This window comes from Streptomyces sp. JH002 (genome assembly GCF_050916115.1).
GTDB classification, from domain to species: domain Bacteria; phylum Actinomycetota; class Actinomycetes; order Streptomycetales; family Streptomycetaceae; genus Streptomyces; species Streptomyces xiamenensis.
In genome coordinates this window covers 2,181,016-2,199,542 of sequence record NZ_CP087989.1, presented here as the reverse complement: position 1 = coordinate 2,199,542, position 18,527 = coordinate 2,181,016, and the positions used below count along the sequence as shown (strand labels likewise).

Here is an 18,527-nt window from a genome sequence, read left to right as displayed (position 1 = left end):
CACCCGCTGCGGAAGCGGGTGACCCGGCCGACGTATGTGTGGGGATTCCGTGGCCCCTCGTATCTCTTTCTTTTCCGGTTCCCGCTGTGCGCCCCGGATCAACCGGCGGCACATGCTCCGGTCAGTCGTTAAACCCCGTGTACCTAGCAACAAGTTGTCATGGTGGGCGGTAAACAGTGATTTCCGTCCCCGGCGCACCTCTTGACACCACTCGTTACGCATCCGTAGGCTCCCGCACTGTTGTTCATTTCCCTGGCTTTATCGCCAGGTAAAGGGAATTGCAACAGCGTTCGCGTACAAGTCAACGAAGGAGTCAGATCCATGGGTGCTGACCTCATCACCGCGGCGGCGAATGAGGAACTGTCCGACCTCGACCTCGACCTCACGTTCGCCCCGAACGACGAAAACACGCACGTCATGCTGGCCTGCGCCGTCGACAGCATGGGCAACAACGTCAACACGTCCCGGGGGATCATCCCCCAGGCGCCGGTCTGCTGCGCCTGACCGATAGATCGGGCCGGTCCACGGGTGAAAGGGAAGGCGACTTCCCGGCCCGTGGGCCCGCCCACTGATTCCGGGCGGGGAGAGGTAAGAGCGGGAACACATGACGGGAACGTATTTCACCGCGGAAGAACCCATGCTTCTGCGCGTCGCCACCCTTCCGCGCGAAGGGATTTCCGGGCTGCTGCCGCAGACGGCGGTCTCCGGTGAAATGTCGAAAGAACAGCTCGTTTCCTATGTCCGGGAATTGGCGTCCCACGCCGTTCTCCGGGAATCCGTCGCGATCTCCAGCGGATCGCTGAGCCACACACTGGACAAGATCGAGCACGGCGCGCTCCCGTCCCGCAAGAAGCTGCTCGGCACGGCCATCTCGCTCACCAAGTACGCCCTGCGCCTGACCGGACGCCCCACCCCCTTCGGGATTCAGGCCGGAGTGTCGATCGCGACCGCCGCCGAGCGGGCCGCCGTCCGCCGCACCGTCCCCACCAAGCGGGTGAGTCACGACGCGCGCTGGGCGGAGCGGGCCACGGGGCTGCTCCTGGCGGACGACGGGGTACGGAACGCGCTGACCGTCGTCGCCAATGACCTGTGCCTGCCGCGCGGCGGCCGGCTCGTGCTGCCCTACGCACGCGGTGCCGGCACCACCGGCGACCAGGCCGCCACGAGCCGGAACGGCAGCGTCTCGGTACGGGTGACCCGGCTGCTGTCCGCCGTCCTGGCCGCCACCAGGACCCCCGTGACCTACCGCGACCTGGTGCGCGACACCGTCCGGGACTTCCCCGAGCTGACGGGGGAGCGTGTCGACGGCTATCTGCGGGAACTGATCGGCCGCGAGGTGCTGCTGACCTCCCTGGACACCCAGGACTTCGGCGGCGCGATCCCCGGCGCGGCCGGCACGGGGCTGCCCGCCGCCCTGCCCGGGATCGCGGAGGCCGTGCGGCGCTACACGGAGCAGGACCTGGGCCGGGGCCGCGCCGCCTTCGAACACGCCGGCGCCACGGCCCGCGACGCGGTCGGCGACGCGGTCGGCGCGGCGGGCGGCGCGGCGGAGAACCCGCTCCAGGTGGACCTCGGGGCGGACATCGAAGCCACCCTGCCCCACCAGGTCCTGCGCGAGGTCGAGAGCTACGCCTCCACGCTGTGGCGCATCGCGCCCGACGTCCCCTCGCACCCGCACATGACGGCGTACTTCGACGCCTTCGTCGACCGCTACGGCCGGTACGGCGCGGAGCGCCTGGAGACCCTGGTCGACTCCCACCGGGGACTGGGCTTCCCCACCGGCTACCTCCACCCCCGCGTGGAGCCCAGCGGCCTCGGCGCGTACCAACGGCCCGTCCCCGAGGAGGAGAACCGGGAACGGTACGAGGTCACCGCCGAACTCCTGCACCGCGCACTGCGCGGCGGCCGGGGCGAAGTCACCCTCGCCCCGGCCGAGATCGAGCGGCTGGCCCGGCACTCCACGAGCGAGGCCCCGCCCTCCTCCATGGACCTGTGCTTCCAGCTGCTGTCGCCGGGCCTGGCGCAACTCACCGCGGGCGACTTCACCCTCGTCGCCTCCCCCCTCGTCGGCTCCCGCGTCATCGGCGCCACCCTGGGACGCTTCGCCGAGCTGACCGGACACACCGAGGCGATCGCCGCGCTGTGCACGGACGCCCGCTCCGAGCCGCCGGACACCCTGTACGCGCAGGTCATGTTCCGGCCCAGCAACCTCCGCGCCCGCAACGTCATGCGCACCCCCCGGCTCTCTCCCCACACCCTGCCGGTCGGCACCTTCCCCGGCCGCGACGCGGGCGCCATCGACTGGCGCGAGCTGATCGTGTACTGCGACGGGCGCGCCCTTCGGCTGTACTGGGAACGGGCCGGCCGCCATGTCCAGCCCTTCGTCCCGCACATGCTGGCCCTCGCCGAACGCGCCCCGAACCTCGCCCGGTTCCTCAGCGAACTCCGGTACACCAGCGGCACCAAGCCCTGGACCCCCTGGTCCTGGGCGGGATTCGAGGCCATGCCCGACCTGCCGCGGGTCCGCGTCGGGCGCGTCATCGCCTTCCCCCGCACCTGGCGCCCCACCGCCGCACTGCGGCAGGCCGCACAGCACAAGGACACCTGGGAACGCGGCCTGCGCACCTGGCGGGAGCGGGCGGAGATCCCCGGCGCGGTGAGCGTGGCGCGCGTGGACCGGGTCTACCCCATCGACCTCGACAACGCCTTCCACGGCGAGATGTTCCGGCGCGACGTGCTCAAGGGCGGCGTCATGGTCACCGAGACCACCGGCGCGAAGGAGCGGGACAGCGGCTGGCTGGACGGCCGCAGCAACGAGATCGTGGTCCCGCTGCGCAGCGCGCGCCGCCCCGCGCCCGTCCGTGCCGTCACCCGTGACCTGGCCCGTACGGTGTTCGCGCAGCCGCGCCACGAACCGGGCGGCGAGTGGGCCTACGTCCAGGTCCACGCCGACACCTCGGCCCACAGCACGTTCCTCTCCCGCCATCTGCCCCAGGTCGTAAGGGCGGTGGCGGCCGACACCGACCGGTGGTTCTTCCTGCGGTTCGGCTCCCCGGGCCCGCACCTGCGGCTGCGTTTCCACCGCAGATCCCCCGAGGCCGGCACCCGGCTGCTGGACTCGCTGCTGACCGCGCTGAGCACGGTGCGCGCCTCCCACGCCATCCGCGAGGTGACCGTCCACACCTACGAGCCCGAGGTCAGCCGGTACGGCGGCCCCGAGGCGCTGCCGCTGGCCGAGCGCGTCTTCTGCACCGACAGCCAGACCGCCGTCAACCAGGTCGGCCTGCTGCAGGGCGGGCCGGCCGCGGCCGTGGGGCCGGTGACCCTGCTGGCCGCCAACCACGCCTGCCTGCTGGAGTCCCTGGGCTTCGACTGGCCCGCGTGGGCCGGGGAACAGTTCCCCCGCAGCCGGGACGGGGACGTCTCGCGGGCGGAGATCGACGCCGCCCGCGAGCTGATCACCGCGCACGGCACCGGGCGGCGGGTCGCCCAGGTCCTGCCGGCCGCCAACCTCGAACAGGCCTGGACCGGGAACGTGGCGGCCAAGGAGTACGGCGAGCTGCTGTGGCACCCGTCCTCCGGCCTCACCCCGGTGCAGCGCGACCACGCCGTCCTCAGCCTGCTGCACATGCAGCACAACCGGCTCATCGGCAGCGACGAGCACAGCGAGCGGCGCGCGCTCACGCTGCTGGGGCACGTGGCCCGGGGGCTCGCGCACCCCGGCGGGCCGGGACAGGGGGGAACGGAGTGAACCCGACGCCCACCCGAGCCGATCCGCACGCCGGGGCAGCCGGAATCACGGCGGAGGTCGTCCGCCGGCTGCGCGATCCCGGCCGGATCCTGGACCACTTCACCGCCTCGCCCGACACCGCCCTGTGGACGCCCCAGACCCGGCACACCCTCGGCAGGGGCCTGGCGGGGACGGCGCTCTTCCTGGACCGCGCCGCGTCCTGCGGCCAGGACACCGGCGCCGCCGCGCACGCCCACCTCACGGCCGTCGCCCGCTGGCTGGGCCGCATCCCCGCGCTCAACGCCGGCCTGCACACGGGCCTCGCCGGCATCGGCCTCGCCGCCCACGCCGGCGCCGCCCGGACCGGTGGCTACACCAGCTTCCTGGACCGGCTGGACCGGGCGCTGGCCGCCATGGCCGCCTCCCAGCACGAGGCCGCGGCGGCTCCGCTGTCCACCCTGGCCGGGCACGACATCATCGTCGGCCTGACCGGCACCGGACGGTACGCCCTGCTGCGCGGCGCCCCCCTGCGCCCGGTGCTGGAGAGCGTCCTCCGCGCACTGGTCCGGCTGACGGAACCCGTGGCCACCGAGGGCGGTTCCGTCCCCGGGTACTGGAGTCTGAGCCGCCCCCGCGGGGAGCCCGTGACCCGCGCGCGGGAGGGCCATCTCAACCTGGGGCTCTCGCACGGGATCGCCGGCCCGCTCGCCCTGCTGTCCCTCGCCCTGGAAGCGGGCGTGCGCGTACCGGGGCAGCGGGAGGCCATCGAGCGGATCACGCGCGTGTACGTGGAGCGGCACCGCGCCGACCCGTACGGCCTCCACTGGCCCAACTTGCTGACCTGGGACGACTGGCACCACGGCGGGGCGGGCGCCGGCCGGGGCCGGGTCGCCTGGTGCTACGGCAGCCTGGGCATCGCCTGCGCCCTGCGGCTCGCCGCCCGCGCCACCGGCCGCGTGGACCTGGCGGAGCTGGCGGCACAGGCCGTGGCGGCGATGATCCGCGTGCCGGCCGGGGAGTGGGGGATCACGGACGCCTCCCTGTGCCACGGCTGGGCCGGGGCGCTGAACTGCCTGAAGTTCTTCGCCACCGGGGAGCACGCCACCGCGGTCGCCCGGACCAGGGAGCACCTGGCCGAGCGGATCGTGCGGCACTTCGAGCCGGGATCCGCGTTCGGCTACCGGTACCCGGAGCAGGGCAGCAACCGGCCCATCGACGCCCCCGGGTTCCTCGACGGCGCCGCCGGCGTGGCCCTCGCGCTGGACGCCCACACCCGCGGCGACACGGCGCCGGCCGCCTGGGACGCCGCGCTCCTGCTGGCCTGACCGAACACCGTTCCTGCGAAGAGGTGATGAGAGTGCGCCGTGTGCCGCACCTGATGAAGAAGGCGTTCCGGTCTCCGCGGATCGGCAGGGAGAGAGCACTCACCACGACCGAGCAGGTGAGCGCGCTCACCCACCTCGTCAACAGCCTGGAGGTGCTCGCCAACGAACGCGACCCGCGCAACGCCGTCCTGGCCGACTGGGACCTGCTGCGCGAGCGGTACGCCTGGGCGCCGCGGCCCGTCCAGCGGGCCCTGGGCCTGGTCGCCAGGCCCGGCGTCAGCCGCGCCATCCACCTGGCGCGGGCGGCGGCGGCCGTCTCCCTGCTGGTCCCCGGCACCCCGCGCCGGCACCGGGTGGCCACCGGGGCGTTCCTGTCCCTGAGTTCCGCCGTCACCAACCCGCGCCAGTACTTCGGTACGGACGGCTCGGACCAGGTCGCCTTCATGGTGCAGGGCGTCGCGGCCCTCGCGCGCTCCCAGGACACCCGGCCGGCGATCGTCGACGCGTGCCTGTGGTTCGTCGGGGTCCAGTCGGCCCTGTCGTACGCCACCGCCGGGGTGGCCAAACTCGCCGGGCCGCAGTGGCGCAACGGTGAGGCGCTGCCGCTGGTGCTGCGCACCGAGGCGTACGGCGACGGAGCCTCCTACGCCCTGGCGAAGCGCTATCCGCGCGTCACCCGGGCGGTCGGCGCCGGCGTCATCGTCGTGGAGTGCGCCGTCCCGCTGGTGTTCGCGGGCAAGGGCCGGCTGACGGTCCCGATACTGGCGACCACCGCCACCTTCCACGTGGTGAACGGCCGGGTCATGGGCCTGTCCCGTTTCGTGTGGGCGTTTCTGTCCACCTATCCGGCGGTTCTCTACGTCACACAGTCGACCGGGCGAGCGAGTGGAACGGGTGGTGCCGATGTCCGTGGCCGGTAGAAGCGATGTCCTGCCCCGGCTGACCGGCGGGCTGCTCGCCGGAGCCCTGGCTTGCGGCCTGGGGGCCCGGGCGGCACGCCGGCGCCGGGTCGAACGCGGCGCGGGCGACGAGGAGTTCCTGGAGACCGGCGCGGGGAACCGCATCGCGTACACGCTCCACCGGGCCGCCCGGCCCCGGTTCCTCCAGGACCCCGTCCTGGTGTTCGTGCCCGGCCTGGGCACGCCGGTGGCCCGCTGGAGCGTGCTGCGCGAGGCCCTGAACCCCGGGTTCTCCGTCCTCACCCATGACCGCGCCGGCTACGGCAGGAGCCGCTACCGCCCGGGCGCGCCCTTCACCCTCGACGCGGCGCGCGCCGACCTGGTCGACGTCATCGCCGCGGTCCCGCCCGGCAGACCCGTGATCCTGGTCGGTCACGGGCTCGGCGGCCTGCTGGCCATGGCCGCCCAGGAGACGTCCCGGCGGCCCGTGGCGGGGCTGGTGCTGCTCGACCCGCGCTACCCGTCCGAGCTGGGCCGGTCCGCGCTGCTGCACAGCGGCTCGGAGCAGGTGGGCCACAACATGAGCCACATTCCGCTCTCCTGCGAACTGGGCCTGGCCCCGCTGCTGGCCGCCCCGCCCTGGGGGCGGCTCCTCACCGGAGAAGCACGGCGGCTGTGCCTGGACCAGTACCGCGACGCCGGCCTGTGGCGGGCGGCGCTGCGGGAATGGCGGGCGGCGCACACCGAACTCACCTCGGGCGCCCCGCCGAAGGTGACCGTCCCCGTTCACCTGGTGACCTCCGGACCGCGCAGCGCCCAGAGCCGCGCCTACGAGGAGTTCGGCAAGGAGCTGCTGGCCTCGGTGGAGCACGGCGGGCACACCGTGCTGGAGCGGGTGCAGCGGGACCAGGTGCCGCTGACACCGGAGTGCGTGACCGCGCTGGTCCGCGTCATCGGGGAGTTCGCCGGATCGGCTGTCGAGGAATCAGGAGGACGGTATGCCGCACCGCACCACGCCGGGTGAACGAGGCGTCCAGCTGCTGCTCGCCGGATGGCTCGCGGTGACCGTGCTGAGCCAGCACCCGCAGCGCTCCTTCGACGCGCTGCGCCGGTACGACAAGGTCGGGGCGATCCCCAACTGGCGCTTCTTCGCCCCCTTCCCCATCCAGCACGACTATGTGCTGCTCTACCGGGTGGCCGGGGACGACCGGCAGGTCACTCCGTGGCGCCGCGCCATGGAGCGGCAGAAGCGCTCCTGGTCCTCGGTGGTGTGGTCGCCGGGCCGCCGCGGCGAGAAGTCGGTGCTCGCGGTGTGCGCGGAGCTGGTGACGGACCTGCTGGCGGGCGGCCAGGAGGCGGTGCGCGACGGCGTCCCCGACCGGATGCTGCGCGCGTTCGTCCGGCAGGCGGCCCTGATGGACCCCGAGACGCCCGCGCACGGACGCCGCTGCCAGTTCCTGATCTGCGAGAGCGGCGGCTACGAGACCGCCATCGCGCCCAAGTTCCTGCACGCGTCCCCGTTCTTCGCCCTGCGACCGGAGGCGGAATGACGGACGCCCAGACGCTCCTGACGGGGCTCTTCTCCCCGGCCGGGCAGGCCGACCCCTACCCCGCCTACCGCGCGCTCCTGGCGGCGGGCCCGGTCCACCGCACCGGGAACCGGTTCTGGGTGCTGGGCCACGCCGAGGCGTACGAGTCCCTGCGCGACCCGCGGTTCCGGCTGGCGACCCAGCCCCCGTCCGACGCGGACGACGCGGCGGGGGAAGCGGCGGAGGACCAGCACCTGTTCGCCAGCTCCCTGCTCTACGTCCGGCCGCGCTCGCACGCCTGGATGCGGCGGCTGCTCTCCCAGCCGTTCTCGCCCCGGCGGCTGGAGGAGCTGCGGCCCATGATCGCCCGCAACGCGGGGCTGCTGCTGGACCGTCTCGACGAGCTCGGGCGCGGCGGCGGAAGCATCGATTTCCTGCGCGAGTTCGCCTACCCGCTGCCGATCGCGGTGATCAGCGAACTGGTCGGCGTGCCGCGCGCGGACCGGGACTGGTTCCGCGGGGAACTGCACCGGCACCTGGAGAATGTGCTCGCCCCGTCCGCGCCGGAGGAGGCAGCGGCCTCGTCCGGCGCCGTGGAGGAGTACTTCGCCGCGCTCATCGCCGAACGGCGCCGGAAGCCGGCGGACGACCTCATCAGTGAGCTGATCCTGGCGCAGGGCGGCGACGGCCGGGGCCTCAGCGACCGGGAACTGCTGGCGAACGTGGTCTTCCTGTACGTCGCCGGGTTCGAGACCACCTCCTACGCCATCGCCAACAGCGTCTTCCTCCTGCGCGACCGCCCGAAGGAGCGGGCGGCCATCGCCGGGAACGCGGCGGCCGCGGTGGGCTTCACCGATGAGGTCATCCGCTTCGATCCGCCCTCCCAGCTGGCCAATCTGCGCTGGGCGAGCCGGGACCTCTCGCTGGCCGGACAGCGCGTTCCCGAGGGCTCGGCCGTGTCGGTGTGCCTCGGGGCGGCGAACCGGGACCCGGCGCGGTACCCCGACCCCGACCGCTTCGATCCCGCCCGCGGCGGCGGCCCCTCCATCGCGTTCAGCGCGGGACCGCACTACTGCCTGGGCACCGGTCTCGCACGGCTGGAGACGCAGGAGGCGCTGCACCGGCTGTGCCGGCGCTTCCCCGATCTGTCGACCACCGCCGAGCCGGTGCGCGGGCAGAGCTTCCCGATCCGGCGCTTCGCCTCGTTCCCCGTCGCGGTCAGCCCGTGAGCCGCCGCAGAAGCACCACGCCGCTCACGGGGTAGCCGAGGGCGTCGTAGAGCCGCAGGGCGGGCCGGTTGTCGGCGAAGACGCTGAGGCCCAGGGTGGAACACCCCAGGGACAGCGCCTCGTTCTCGGCGGCCCGCAGCAGGGCGCGGCCGTGCCCCCGGCCGCGGTGGGCCGGCGCGATCCGTACGTCGAGGACGAACGCCCTGGTCTGCGGGCCACGGGTCACCGCGGCCCACAGGTGTCCGACCGGCACGCCCCGGTGGGAGAGCGAACGGAGGACGTGCCGGTGCGAGTCGAGGCGGTTCGCGGTCAGGTCCGCCGCCCAGCGGCCGGCTCCCGCCTCCGCCTCGGCGGCCGGGATGCCGCCCCGGCGCAGGGCGTCGCGGTAGTCCGCGCGGAAGAGCGGCAGCCAGGCCAGGAAGCCGCGTTCCGTCAGGGCGTGGAGGGCGTACGCGCCGTCCACGGGCTGCCGGCCGCCCAGCGGTGTGCTGAGGGTGCGGGCCAGTTCGCGGTAGCCCAGCGCCCGGAACGCGGGCAGCAGGGGGTGGTCGGCGGTGGGCAGGGTCACCTGGGCGTAGCCGCAGCCGCGGGCGACGAGGCGTTCCCCGGCCGCGATGATCGCCGCGCGGGCCCAGCGGAGGCCGGGGTCGGGGCGGTTGATCCGCAGGGTGTCGATCCGGCCTCCGGCGGAGCCGGGCGCCGTGGGTGCCGTCAGGCCCAGGTGGCCGATGGTGCCTTCCGGGTGCGCCCGGATCTCGGACACCCCGCTTCCGGGGATGTCGACGAGGTGGATGCCGCGCGTCGTGTCCCGTGTCGGCAACGGAAGCTCCTTCGGGAGAAGGCGGCCCAGTGTGCCATGGGAGGCGGCAGGGCGGTATCGGCGTGAACGGGCTGCGGCGGAACGGAACGTCGGCGATCCGTGCTGGTCACGGACGTGTCATCACTTCGGGTGATTCGGTGGCCAGCTCTTGCGGACGGCAACCCTCCGTTGTCAAGCTGTTGCTGTTTGTGAAATCAGCAGACGGATCAACGCCGGGGAGGGCTTATGCCGTTCGGTGAGCAGCCCGCGTATCTGAAGGTGGCCGATGATCTGCGGCAGCAGATCGCCGATGGGACGCTGCCGCCGCACACCCGCCTCCCCTCGCAGGCGAGCATCCGGGCCCAGTACGGGGTCTCGGACACCGTCGCCCTGGAGGCGCGGAAGGTGCTGATGGCCGAGGGGCTGGTCGAGGGGCGCTCCGGTTCGGGGACCTATGTGCGGGAGCGGCCGGCGCCCCGGCGAATCTCGCGCAGCGGGTACCGGACGATGGGGGAGTGCTCGCCGTTCCGGCAGGAGCAGACGGACGAACGGGTGCGCGGCACCTGGGAGGGGCACAGCGAGCGGGTCGCCGCCGGGGAGGCGGTGGCCGAGCGGCTGGCGATCTCGCCCCGGGACGCGGTGATGTGCACCCGTTATGTGTTCCGTTCCGGCAATGAGCCGGTGATGCTGTCCACGTCCTGGGAGCCGCTGGCCGTCACCGGCCGGACCCCGGTGATGCTGCCCGAGGAGGGCCCGCTGGCGGGGCGCGGGGTGGTGGAGCGGATGGCGGCCATCGACATCCAGGTGGACAACGTCGCCGAGGAGGTCGGCGCGCGGCCGGCGCTGGCAGCCGAGGCGCGGGTGCTGGGCGGCCTCGCCGGGCATCCGGTGCTCGTCATCACCCGCACCTACCGGGCGGGCGGGCTGCCGGTGGAGACCGCCGATGTGGTGATCCCCGCCGACCGGTTCCGGATCGCCTACCACCTGCCGGTGAGATGAGCCCCCGTTACGGCAGCAGCAGTTCGAACCACACCGTCTTGCCCTGAGCGGCCTGCCGGGTGCCCCAGCGCCGGGACTGACGGGCCACCAGGTGCAGGCCCCGGCCGCCCTCCTCCAGCAGGGAGGCGGTGCGCTCGTGCGGCGGATCGGGGAGCCGGTCGGAGACCTCCACCAGCAGGGAGGTGCCGCGCACCATCCGCACCTCGACCGGGCCGTGCGCGTACCGCAGGGAGTTGGTGACCAGCTCGCTCACCAGCAGCACCGTGGTGTCCACCAGGGGTTCGAGGTGCCAGTCGAGCAGCGCCCGGCGCACCGCGCGCCGGGCCTTGCGCGGGGCGTGCGGTTCGGGGGCGAAGATCCATTCCGCCGCGTTGCCCTCCGGCAGGCCGCTCAGCCGGGCGGCCAGCAGCGCGATGTCGTCGGAGGGGCCGGGTGCCCCGCCGCCGGGGCCCGCAGCGGGGCTCAGGCCCCCGATGATCCGGTCGCACAGCTCCTCCAGCGGCGCCTCCGGGGTGCCCCTGGCCGCCAGCAGCGCGCACAGCCGCTCCAGGCCCGCCGTGATGGACTCGCCGCGGGTCTCGATCAGGCCGTCGGTGTACAGCACGAGCGTCGAGTCCTCGGGGACGGTGATCCGCCGTTCCTCGAAGGGCACTCCGCCCACGCCGAGCGGGGCGCCGGAGGGCAGGTCCAGGGCCTCGGCCGACCACAGGCCCGTGGCGTCGTCCCGGGTCACCAGCACGGGCGGCAGATGCCCGGCCTTGGCCAGGACGCACTCGCGCGAGGCCGGGTCGTACACGGCGTACAGGCAGGTCGCCCACAGCTGGTCGTCCGGGGCCTGGGCCAGGTCCTCGCTGAGGTCGTCCACCCGGCGCAGCAGTTCGGCCGGGGCCAGTTCCAGGCCGGCCAGGGTGCGCACGGCGGTGCGCAGCCGGCCCATGGTGGCGGCGGCGCGCAGCCCGTGGCCCATCACGTCGCCGACCACGAAGGCGACCCGTCCGCCGGCCAGCGGGATGACGTCGAACCAGTCGCCGCCCACCTCGGTGCCCACGCTGCCGGGCACATAGCGGTGGCCGACGGCGACGCCGGGCGGCTGCGGCACGTTCTGCGGCAGCAGGCTGCGCTGGAGGGTGAGGGCGGACTCCCGCTCCCGGGCGTACAGGCGGGCGTTGTCCATGGAGATGCCGGCCCGTCCGGCCACCTCCATGGCCAGGGCCTGGTCCTCCCGGTCGAAGGCGGAGCGGCGGCCCGCCCGGGTGAGGATGATCAGCCCCAGTACGGTGCCGCGGGCGCGCAGCGGCAGGATCAGCATCGAGTGGATGCCGAGGTCCATGGCGGCGCGCACCTTGGCGGACTGGGCACCCAGCTCGTCCGGTGAGCCGATCAGCAGCGGGTTGCCGGTGCGCAGCACGGTGCTGAACGGGGAGCCGGGCTCGAAGGTGATGCGCTCGCCGGCCTCCAGGGCGGTGTCGGTGTGGGTGCTGTGCTGCTTGGCGGCGGTGCCCAGCTGGAGGACGGGTGTGTCCGGAAGCTGTTCGGCGGTGGGCAGCTCGCCGCCCTGCGCGACGGGGGCGAGCAGTTCCACGGCGGCGTAGTCGGCGAACCGGGGCACCAGCAGCTGGGCGAGTGAGCCGGCGATCAGGCGTACGTCCAGCAGGTCGCCGAGCGAGCTGCCGATGTCGTCCAGCATGGCGAGCCGCTGCCTGGCCCGTTCGATGCGGTCCAGGGCCTCGCGGCGTTCGGTGATGTCGGTGACGGTGGAGCTGACGCCGACGGTGCGCCCGTCTCGGTCGGTGAGCCGTCCGAAGGACAGCGAGTGGGCCCGTACTCCGTCGGGCGCGGGGGTGATCAGGTCGGTGACCGAGTGGCCGCTGCGCAGGACGTCGCCCTGGACCGCGTACACCTTCTGGGCCATGGGGGCGGGGAGGATGTCCAGCAGGGTCTTGCCGAGCAGTTCGGCGGGGGTGGCGTCGTGCATGCGGGCGAGCGCCTCGTTGACGCGTACCAGCCGCTGTTCGGTGTCGAAGACGCCGATGCCCAGCGGGGAGGCGGTGAACAGGGCGTCGAAGGCGGCCAGGTCCTGCTCGATGCCGGTCATCCGGGTGGTCTCCACCAGGTTGGCCAGGATGAACGGGGTGCCGCCGGCGTCCAGCAGCAGGGCGGCCCGGCCCTCCAGCTGGATGATGTGCCCGTCGCGGTGGCGCAGTGGCAGCCGGCCGCGCCAGTGTCTGCGGTTGCGCAGGGTGGCGTGGATGCGCGCGACGGTGGCGGGGGTGTGGCCGGGGGCGAGCATGTCGGTGAGGCGGCGGCCCACCGCGTCGCGGTCGGGCCAGCCCAGCAGCTCACGGGCCATGGGGCTCCACAGCCGGATGGTGCCGCGCTCGTCCAGCATGATGATCGCCACGCGCAGCACATCGAGCAGTGAGCGCTCGTCGCTCCGGACCGAGGGGACCGGGGTCAGTCCGGACGGCTCGGACGGGTTGGTCGTCACACGCTCCTGCCCCCGCTCGGGTACGTCTTCTCCGGATGATAACGGTATCCGGATAAATCGGACCAATCGTCCGATACCCATCGGGTTGATCGGGGAGGGCGGCGCGCTCCCCGGTATGGCCCAGCGGTGCGGTGCGGCGTGGTGGTGCGGCGTGCTGGTGGCGTGTGTGGTGCCGCTCAGCGGCGGGCGCGGGCCCCGGCTTCCACCCGTTCGACCAGATACCGGCCGGGCTCGGTGATGGGGCGTACGCCGGCGCCGGATTCCAGCCGCCTGATGAGGCGTTGCGCTTCGGCGCGGGTGGCGCAATGCCCTATGCGATAGCGACTGCCGTTTTCATCCTGCCGGATCACCTGCCATGGGCGCAGATTGCTGTCGTTCATTCCTCACCCCCGGTCTGCATATGCCAGACCATACGCCTGTGCCTCACCCCGCGCACACGGATTGGCCGAGGGACCGGCCAACAACCTCCACCCAATGGCCGGTTGTCGTCACGTGCCGCGCGGACCGCGACGGCCCCGGGTACCGCGTACCACCAGATAACAGATCACCGCGACCCCCGCGGCGAGCAGCGCGAGCGGCAGCACCGTCTCGATACCGCCGCCCGCCGGAGGCTCTCCCGCCTCGGGCGCCCCGGTGGACGGCGCGGGGACGGGGATGCGCTCCCCCGCACGCACCGCCGCGAGCCCCCGCGTCGCGCCGATCGCCGCGCCCGCCCAGTCGCGGCGCCCGACCGCGGGCGCCACCGCCATCCGTCCGATCTCCTCGATCTGTTCCCGCGTCAGCCCCGAGGAGGCGTCCACCGAGAAGGCGTACGCGCGCTGCGTGGTCGCCACCGCGAGCAGCACCGCGTGGGCGTCCAGCTGGTTCCGCTCCGCCGTGGCGTCGGCCCACGTCTGGGCGTCGAGACCGGAGAAGTCACGGACATAGGCGGCGTACACCTGCAGGCCCTCCCCGGAGGCCGCCTCGCCGATCGCCTCGCGCACCTCGGCGGCCCGGCCGCCCAGGGCGTCCGCCCGGTCGGTGACCCCGCCCTCGCCGGTCAGCTCGACGGGGTACTCGGCCGGCAGCAGCAGCGCCGCGGTCCCGGCCAGCGCGGTGAGGCATCGCAGCAGCACCCCTTGACGCTATGCGGGCCGCCGGGGCCGCGCCGGATCCGGTACGCCGCTCGGGTGGGCGGGTGCCCGGCCTGCGCCGTGTCGCCGCCATCGCGCCCGTCGCGTCGCCTTCAGTGGGACATCTGCTGTTGATACGTGTGATGAGCTGACCGGAGGTACGGCATGCGCCCCCCAGTGACCCGCCGCCACGGGCCGAGGCCGCTGGCCTTGCTGCTCGCCGGGGCCCTGTCCCTGGCCGCCGCCCTCACCGGCTGCGGCAGCGACACCGGACCCACCCGCTCCGGGGCCTCCGGCGCCGCACAGTCGCTCGCCCTCGCCGACCGCACCGAACTGCGCACCGGCGGCACCGTGCGCTGGGGAGTCGCCGAACTGCCCGCCACCCTCAACGCCTTCGCGCCGGAGGCCGGGCCGGTCACCGACCAGGTGGCCGCCGCCGTCCTGCCGGCGCTGTTCACGCTCGACGAGCGGGGCCGGCCGCAGCTGAACACCGACTACCTCAGGTCGGCCGAGATCACCACGCGCGAGCCGCGCCAGACCGTCGTCTACACCCTGCACCCCGAGGCCACCTGGAGCGACGGGCGGGCGATCGGTGCCGAGGACTTCATCGCCCAGTGGCGGGCGCTCGGCGGCGGCGAGGGCAGCCACCCGGCGGCCCGCAACGCCGGCTACGACCGGGTGGAGAACGTCACCGCCGGACCCGGCGAGCAGCAGGTGCAGGTCACCTTCGCCAAGCCCTACGCGGACTGGAAATCGCTGTTCACCCCGCTGTACCCGAAGGCCGTCACCGAGGACGCCGCCGTGTTCGGCACCGGCTCGCGCGAGGCGCTGCCCGCCACCGCGGGACCGTTCGCACTGGGGAAGGCGGACCGCGAGGCCGGCACCCTGGCCCTGGTGCGCGACGACACCTGGTGGGGCGATCCGGCACTGCTGGACGAACTGGTGTTGACCGTGGTGCCCGACGCCGAACGCGGCGCGGCCCTGGAGGCCGGCTCCCTGGACGTGCTGGAGATCGACCCCGACGACGCCGACACCCTCACCGAGGCGGACGACGGCACGTACTCCGTGCACCGCGCCTACGCCCCCGCCTACACCCAGCTCGCCCTCAACGGCCGCTCCGGGCCGCTGAAGGACGAACGGGTCCGCTGGGCGGTGGCCCGCGCCATCGACCGCGAGGCGCTCGCCGCCGCCGTGCACGAACCGGCCGGACTGCCCGTCCGCTCGCTCGGCAGCCATCTGCGGACCCTGGACCAGATCGGGTACGAGGACAACAGCGAGGCGCTCGGCACCTTCGGCACGAAGATCGCCGGCTCCCTGCTGGACGACGCCGGCTGGGAGGGCGGACCCGGGTCCGAGGACGAGGACGGCGCCGCAGCCGAGAAGGAAGAACAGAACGCCGCCGCGGACCCGGCCGCCGGCCCGCCGTCCGCCCTCGTCTCCGGGCCACTGCCCGCCGGCCAGCCCGCCGCCCGGCAGCAGGCCGCCCTGCTGCGCCAGGCCGCCGGCGCCCAGCGCGACCTGGCCGAGGCCGACGCCGACGGCGCCGAGGACGCCGAGAAGCAGGCCGACCAGCTGGAGGAGGAGGCCGCCCGCACCGAGGCGGCGGCCGACGACCTCGCCGACCGCTCGGCCGGCGCCGTCCGCACCGACCAGGACGGCACCGCACTCAGCCTGCGCTTCGTCGTCCCGGACGGGGAGGCCGGCGCCCGCCAGCGGCAGATCGCCGACCGCATCACGGCCATGCTCGCCGCCACCGGGGTCCGCGCCGTGATCACCGAGGTCCCGGCGCACACCTTCTTCGCCGACCACATCAGCACCGGCGACTTCGACCTCGCCCTGTACTCCTGGCCCGCCAGCGGCTACCCGGCCACCGACGCCGCCCCGCTGTTCGCCAAGCCGTACCAGGAGCCGGACGGCGGCCTCACCGTCCAGCAGAACTACACCCGCATCGGCACCGACCACATCGACCAGCTGCTGGCCCAGGCGGCGGGTGAGCTGGACGAGGAGGAGCACCACCGGCTGCTGAACGAGGCCGACGCCCGGCTGTGGGCGACCGCCGGGTCCATCCCGCTCTTCCAGCGTCCGCAGCTCGTCGCCGTCGACCCGGCGCTGGCCGGGGTGGGCGCCTTCGGCCTGGCCACCCCCCGTTACCAGGACATCGGCTACCGCGCCTGAGCGTCACCACGCCCCCGCCGCGTTCGCCCCGGATCCCCGGCGCGAACGCGGCGGCGCGCCGGGCCCCGTACGATAGCGGGACAGGCCGGTGTACATATCTGCCGAGCCGTCTCACTCCCTCGTCTCGGAAGAAGCACCGTCAGCCATGCCCACGCGCCATGACATCCGCAACGTCGCCATCGTCGCCCACGTCGATCACGGCAAGACGACGCTGGTCGACGCCATGCTCAAGCAGGCGGGAGCCTTCGCCGCCCACCAGCAGGTCGACGACCGGGTGATGGACTCCGGCGATCTGGAGCGCGAGAAGGGCATCACCATTCTCGCGAAGAACACCGCCGTCAAGTACCACCCCAAGGGCGGCGGCACCCCGATCGTCATCAACATCATCGACACCCCCGGCCACGCCGACTTCGGCGGCGAGGTCGAGCGCGGCCTGTCCATGGTCGACGCCGTCGTCCTGCTCGTGGACGCCTCCGAGGGCCCGCTGCCGCAGACCCGCTTCGTGCTGCGCAAGGCGCTGTCCGCGAAGCTGCCCGTCATCCTGTGTGTGAACAAGACCGACCGGTCCGACGCCCGGATCGCCGAGGTCCTCGACGAGACCTATGACCTCTTCCTCGACCTGGATGCCGACGAGAACCAGATCGAGTTCCCCATCGTCTACGCCTGTGCCCGCGACGGCATCGCCTCGCTGACCCAGCCCGCCGACGGTACGGTCCCGGCCGACAGCGACAGCCTGGAGCCCTTCTTCACCACCCTGCTGTCCGCGGTGCCCGCCCCGGTGTACGAGGAGGAGGCCCCGCTCCAGGCGCACATCACCAACCTGGACGCGGACAACTTCCTGGGCCGGATCGCGCTGTGCCGTGTCAAGCAGGGCGAGCTGCGCAAGGGCCAGTCGGTGGCCTGGCTCAAGCGGGACGGCTCGCAGCAGCAGGTGCGCATCTCCGAGCTGCTGATGACGGACGGCCTGACCCGCAAGCCGGCCGAGGTGGCGGGCCCAGGCGACATCTGCGCCGTGGCCGGTATCCCGGACATCATGATCGGCGAGACCCTCGCCGACCCGGAGAACCCGGTGGCGCTGCCGCTGATCACGGTGGACGAGCCGGCCATCTCCATGACCATCGGCACCAACACCTCGCCGCTGGTCGGCAAGGGCGGCAAGGGCCACAAGGTCACCGCGCGCCTGGTCAAGGACCGCCTGGACCGGGAGCTGGTCGGTAACGTCTCGCTGCGGGTGCTGCCCACCGAGCGTCCCGACGCCTGGGAGGTGCAGGGCCGCGGTGAGCTGGCGCTGGCCATCCTGGTGGAGCAGATGCGCCGTGAGGGCTTCGAGCTGACGGTCGGCAAGCCCGAGGTGGTCACCCGGGAGATCGACGGCAAGACCCACGAGCCGGTCGAGCGGATGACCATCGACGCCCCGGAGGAGTTCCTGGGTGCCATCACCCAGCTGATGGCGTCGCGCAAGGGCCGCATGGAGACCATGACCAACCACGGCTCCGGCTGGGTGCGGATGGAGTTCCTGGTGCCCTCGCGCGGGCTCATCGGGTTCCGCACCGAGTTCCTGACCGACACCAAGGGCACCGGCATCGCGCACAGCATCTTCGAGGGCCACGAGCCGTGGGTGGGCGAGCTGCGCACCCGGCAGAGCGGCTCCCTGGTGGCCGACCGCGCGGGCAAGGCCACCCCCTTCGCGATGATGAACCTCCAGGAGCGCGGCACGATCTTCATCGAGCCGGGCACCGAGGTGTACGAGGGCATGCTCGTCGGCGAGAACTCGCGCGCCGATGACATGGACGTCAACATCACCAAGGAGAAGAAGCTCACCAACATGCGGGCGGCGTCCTCGGACACGACCGAGAATCTCGTTCCGCCGCGCAAGCTCTCCCTGGAGCAGTCGCTGGAGTTCTGCCGTGAGGACGAGTGCGTCGAGGTCACCCCGACCGAGGTGCGGATCCGCAAGGTGCAGCTCGACCAGCGGGATCGGGCGCGCGCCGCGTCGCGGGCGAAGCGTCAGTAACGACCCGGGCTCTACCCGGCAGTAGCTCTCCGTTCAGCGCGGGCTACCGGATGTATCGAATTCTGTCAAGGTTCGATCCGGTCGTCCGCGCTGAGTTGTGTTCGTTATGCGAACGAAATGGGGCGACCTTCGTCACATGAGTCCGCATATCGGTGACTCCAGGGGGTGGGTATGTCCTTATTGCCTGATCTCACCTCCCTATCTTCATCAAAATGAAATCGGCGATCG

At 73.1% G+C, this 18,527-nt stretch carries 14 protein-coding genes; 10 read left to right on the top strand and 4 right to left on the bottom strand.

All coding sequences use genetic code 11. The features are described from left to right. Nucleotides 1–321 precede the first annotated feature (321 nt). The 7 genes from H7827_RS09590 to H7827_RS09560 all read left to right on the top strand — a co-directional run bounded on the left by H7827_RS09590 (nt 322) and on the right by H7827_RS09560 (nt 8,712). A complete protein-coding gene (locus tag H7827_RS09590) occupies nt 322–504 on the top strand; it encodes a hypothetical protein (protein ID WP_030737486.1) in 183 nt (60 codons plus the stop codon). 100 nt (nt 505–604) lie between these two features. Then, nucleotides 605–3,751, top strand: a complete 3,147-nt coding sequence (locus H7827_RS09585; RefSeq protein WP_432744157.1) for a lantibiotic dehydratase — start codon at nt 605–607, stop codon at nt 3,749–3,751. Continuing rightward, nucleotides 3,748–5,055, top strand: coding sequence for a lanthionine synthetase C family protein (locus tag H7827_RS09580; RefSeq protein ID WP_432744155.1), 1,308 nt, complete (start codon nt 3,748–3,750; stop codon nt 5,053–5,055). The genes H7827_RS09585 and H7827_RS09580 overlap by 4 nt, the downstream gene beginning before the upstream one ends. Nucleotides 5,056–5,081: 26 nt before the next feature. Continuing rightward, a complete protein-coding gene (locus tag H7827_RS09575; RefSeq protein WP_432744153.1) occupies nt 5,082–5,975 on the top strand; it encodes a hypothetical protein in 894 nt (297 codons plus the stop codon). Beyond that, nucleotides 5,959–6,978, top strand: coding sequence for an alpha/beta hydrolase (locus tag H7827_RS09570; RefSeq protein ID WP_432747966.1), 1,020 nt, complete (start codon nt 5,959–5,961; stop codon nt 6,976–6,978). The genes H7827_RS09575 and H7827_RS09570 overlap by 17 nt, the downstream gene beginning before the upstream one ends. Further along, on the top strand, nt 6,953–7,504 hold the full coding sequence (locus H7827_RS09565; protein ID WP_432744151.1) for a hypothetical protein: 552 nt from the start codon (nt 6,953–6,955) through the stop codon (nt 7,502–7,504). Before H7827_RS09570 ends, H7827_RS09565 begins: the two co-directional genes overlap by 26 nt. Continuing rightward, the gene (locus H7827_RS09560) at nt 7,501–8,712 is read left to right on the top strand and encodes a cytochrome P450 (protein WP_432744149.1); all 1,212 of its coding nucleotides are present in this window, start codon (nt 7,501–7,503) and stop codon (nt 8,710–8,712) included. Before H7827_RS09565 ends, H7827_RS09560 begins: the two co-directional genes overlap by 4 nt. On the opposite strand, the gene H7827_RS09555 is transcribed toward H7827_RS09560, so the two are convergent. Further along, nucleotides 8,702–9,532, bottom strand: a complete 831-nt coding sequence (locus H7827_RS09555; protein WP_432744147.1) for a GNAT family N-acetyltransferase — start codon at nt 9,530–9,532, stop codon at nt 8,702–8,704. The two genes, H7827_RS09560 and H7827_RS09555, sit on opposite strands and share 11 nt — an antisense overlap. Nucleotides 9,533–9,757: 225 nt before the next feature. Here H7827_RS09555 and H7827_RS09550 point away from each other — a divergent pair, with 225 nt between their 5' ends. Further along, complete coding sequence (locus H7827_RS09550; RefSeq protein ID WP_432744145.1) at nt 9,758–10,510, top strand: GntR family transcriptional regulator; 753 nt, start codon at nt 9,758–9,760, stop codon at nt 10,508–10,510. A gap of 7 nt (nt 10,511–10,517) precedes the next feature. Here the strand turns inward: H7827_RS09550 and H7827_RS09545 are convergent, their stop codons facing one another. The 3 genes from H7827_RS09545 to H7827_RS09535 form a co-directional block, all read right to left on the bottom strand. After that, nucleotides 10,518–12,998 (bottom strand): SpoIIE family protein phosphatase, encoded by a 2,481-nt coding sequence (locus H7827_RS09545; protein ID WP_386540898.1) that lies wholly within the window; start codon nt 12,996–12,998, stop codon nt 10,518–10,520. Nucleotides 12,999–13,174: 176 nt separating this feature from the next. Continuing rightward, entirely contained in the window at nt 13,175–13,378 is a 204-nt protein-coding gene (locus H7827_RS09540) for an SPOR domain-containing protein (RefSeq protein WP_200364733.1), read from the bottom strand. A gap of 108 nt (nt 13,379–13,486) precedes the next feature. Next, nucleotides 13,487–14,113 (bottom strand): TPM domain-containing protein, encoded by a 627-nt coding sequence (locus H7827_RS09535; RefSeq protein ID WP_432744142.1) that lies wholly within the window; start codon nt 14,111–14,113, stop codon nt 13,487–13,489. Between the two features lie 162 nt (nt 14,114–14,275). On the opposite strand from H7827_RS09535, the gene H7827_RS09530 reads away from it, so the two are divergent. Together H7827_RS09530 and typA are read left to right on the top strand one after the other, a co-directional pair. Beyond that, nucleotides 14,276–16,285: an ABC transporter family substrate-binding protein gene (locus H7827_RS09530; protein WP_432744140.1), complete on the top strand. Its 2,010-nt coding sequence runs from the start codon at nt 14,276–14,278 to the stop codon at nt 16,283–16,285. 145 nt (nt 16,286–16,430) lie between these two features. Then, entirely contained in the window at nt 16,431–18,299 is a 1,869-nt protein-coding gene (gene typA / locus H7827_RS09525; protein ID WP_386540893.1) for a translational GTPase TypA, read from the top strand. Nucleotides 18,300–18,527 lie beyond the last annotated feature (228 nt).

Bases quoted from the DNA above. Each gene is read 5' to 3' on its own strand.
- H7827_RS09590 (WP_030737486.1), top strand. From the start codon at position 322: ATGGGTGCTGACCTCATCACCGCGGCGGCGAATGAGGAACTGTCCGAC.
- H7827_RS09585 (WP_432744157.1), top strand. From the start codon at position 605: ATGACGGGAACGTATTTCACCGCGGAAGAACCCATGCTTCTGCGCGTC.
- H7827_RS09575 (WP_432744153.1), top strand. From the start codon at position 5,082: ATGAGAGTGCGCCGTGTGCCGCACCTGATGAAGAAGGCGTTCCGGTCT.
- H7827_RS09570 (WP_432747966.1), top strand. From the start codon at position 5,959: ATGTCCGTGGCCGGTAGAAGCGATGTCCTGCCCCGGCTGACCGGCGGG.
- H7827_RS09565 (WP_432744151.1), top strand. From the start codon at position 6,953: ATGCCGCACCGCACCACGCCGGGTGAACGAGGCGTCCAGCTGCTGCTC.
- H7827_RS09560 (WP_432744149.1), top strand. From the start codon at position 7,501: ATGACGGACGCCCAGACGCTCCTGACGGGGCTCTTCTCCCCGGCCGGG.
- H7827_RS09550 (WP_432744145.1), top strand. From the start codon at position 9,758: ATGCCGTTCGGTGAGCAGCCCGCGTATCTGAAGGTGGCCGATGATCTG.
- H7827_RS09540 (WP_200364733.1), bottom strand. From the start codon at position 13,378: ATGAACGACAGCAATCTGCGCCCATGGCAGGTGATCCGGCAGGATGAA.
- H7827_RS09530 (WP_432744140.1), top strand. From the start codon at position 14,276: ATGCGCCCCCCAGTGACCCGCCGCCACGGGCCGAGGCCGCTGGCCTTG.
- typA (WP_386540893.1), top strand. From the start codon at position 16,431: ATGCCCACGCGCCATGACATCCGCAACGTCGCCATCGTCGCCCACGTC.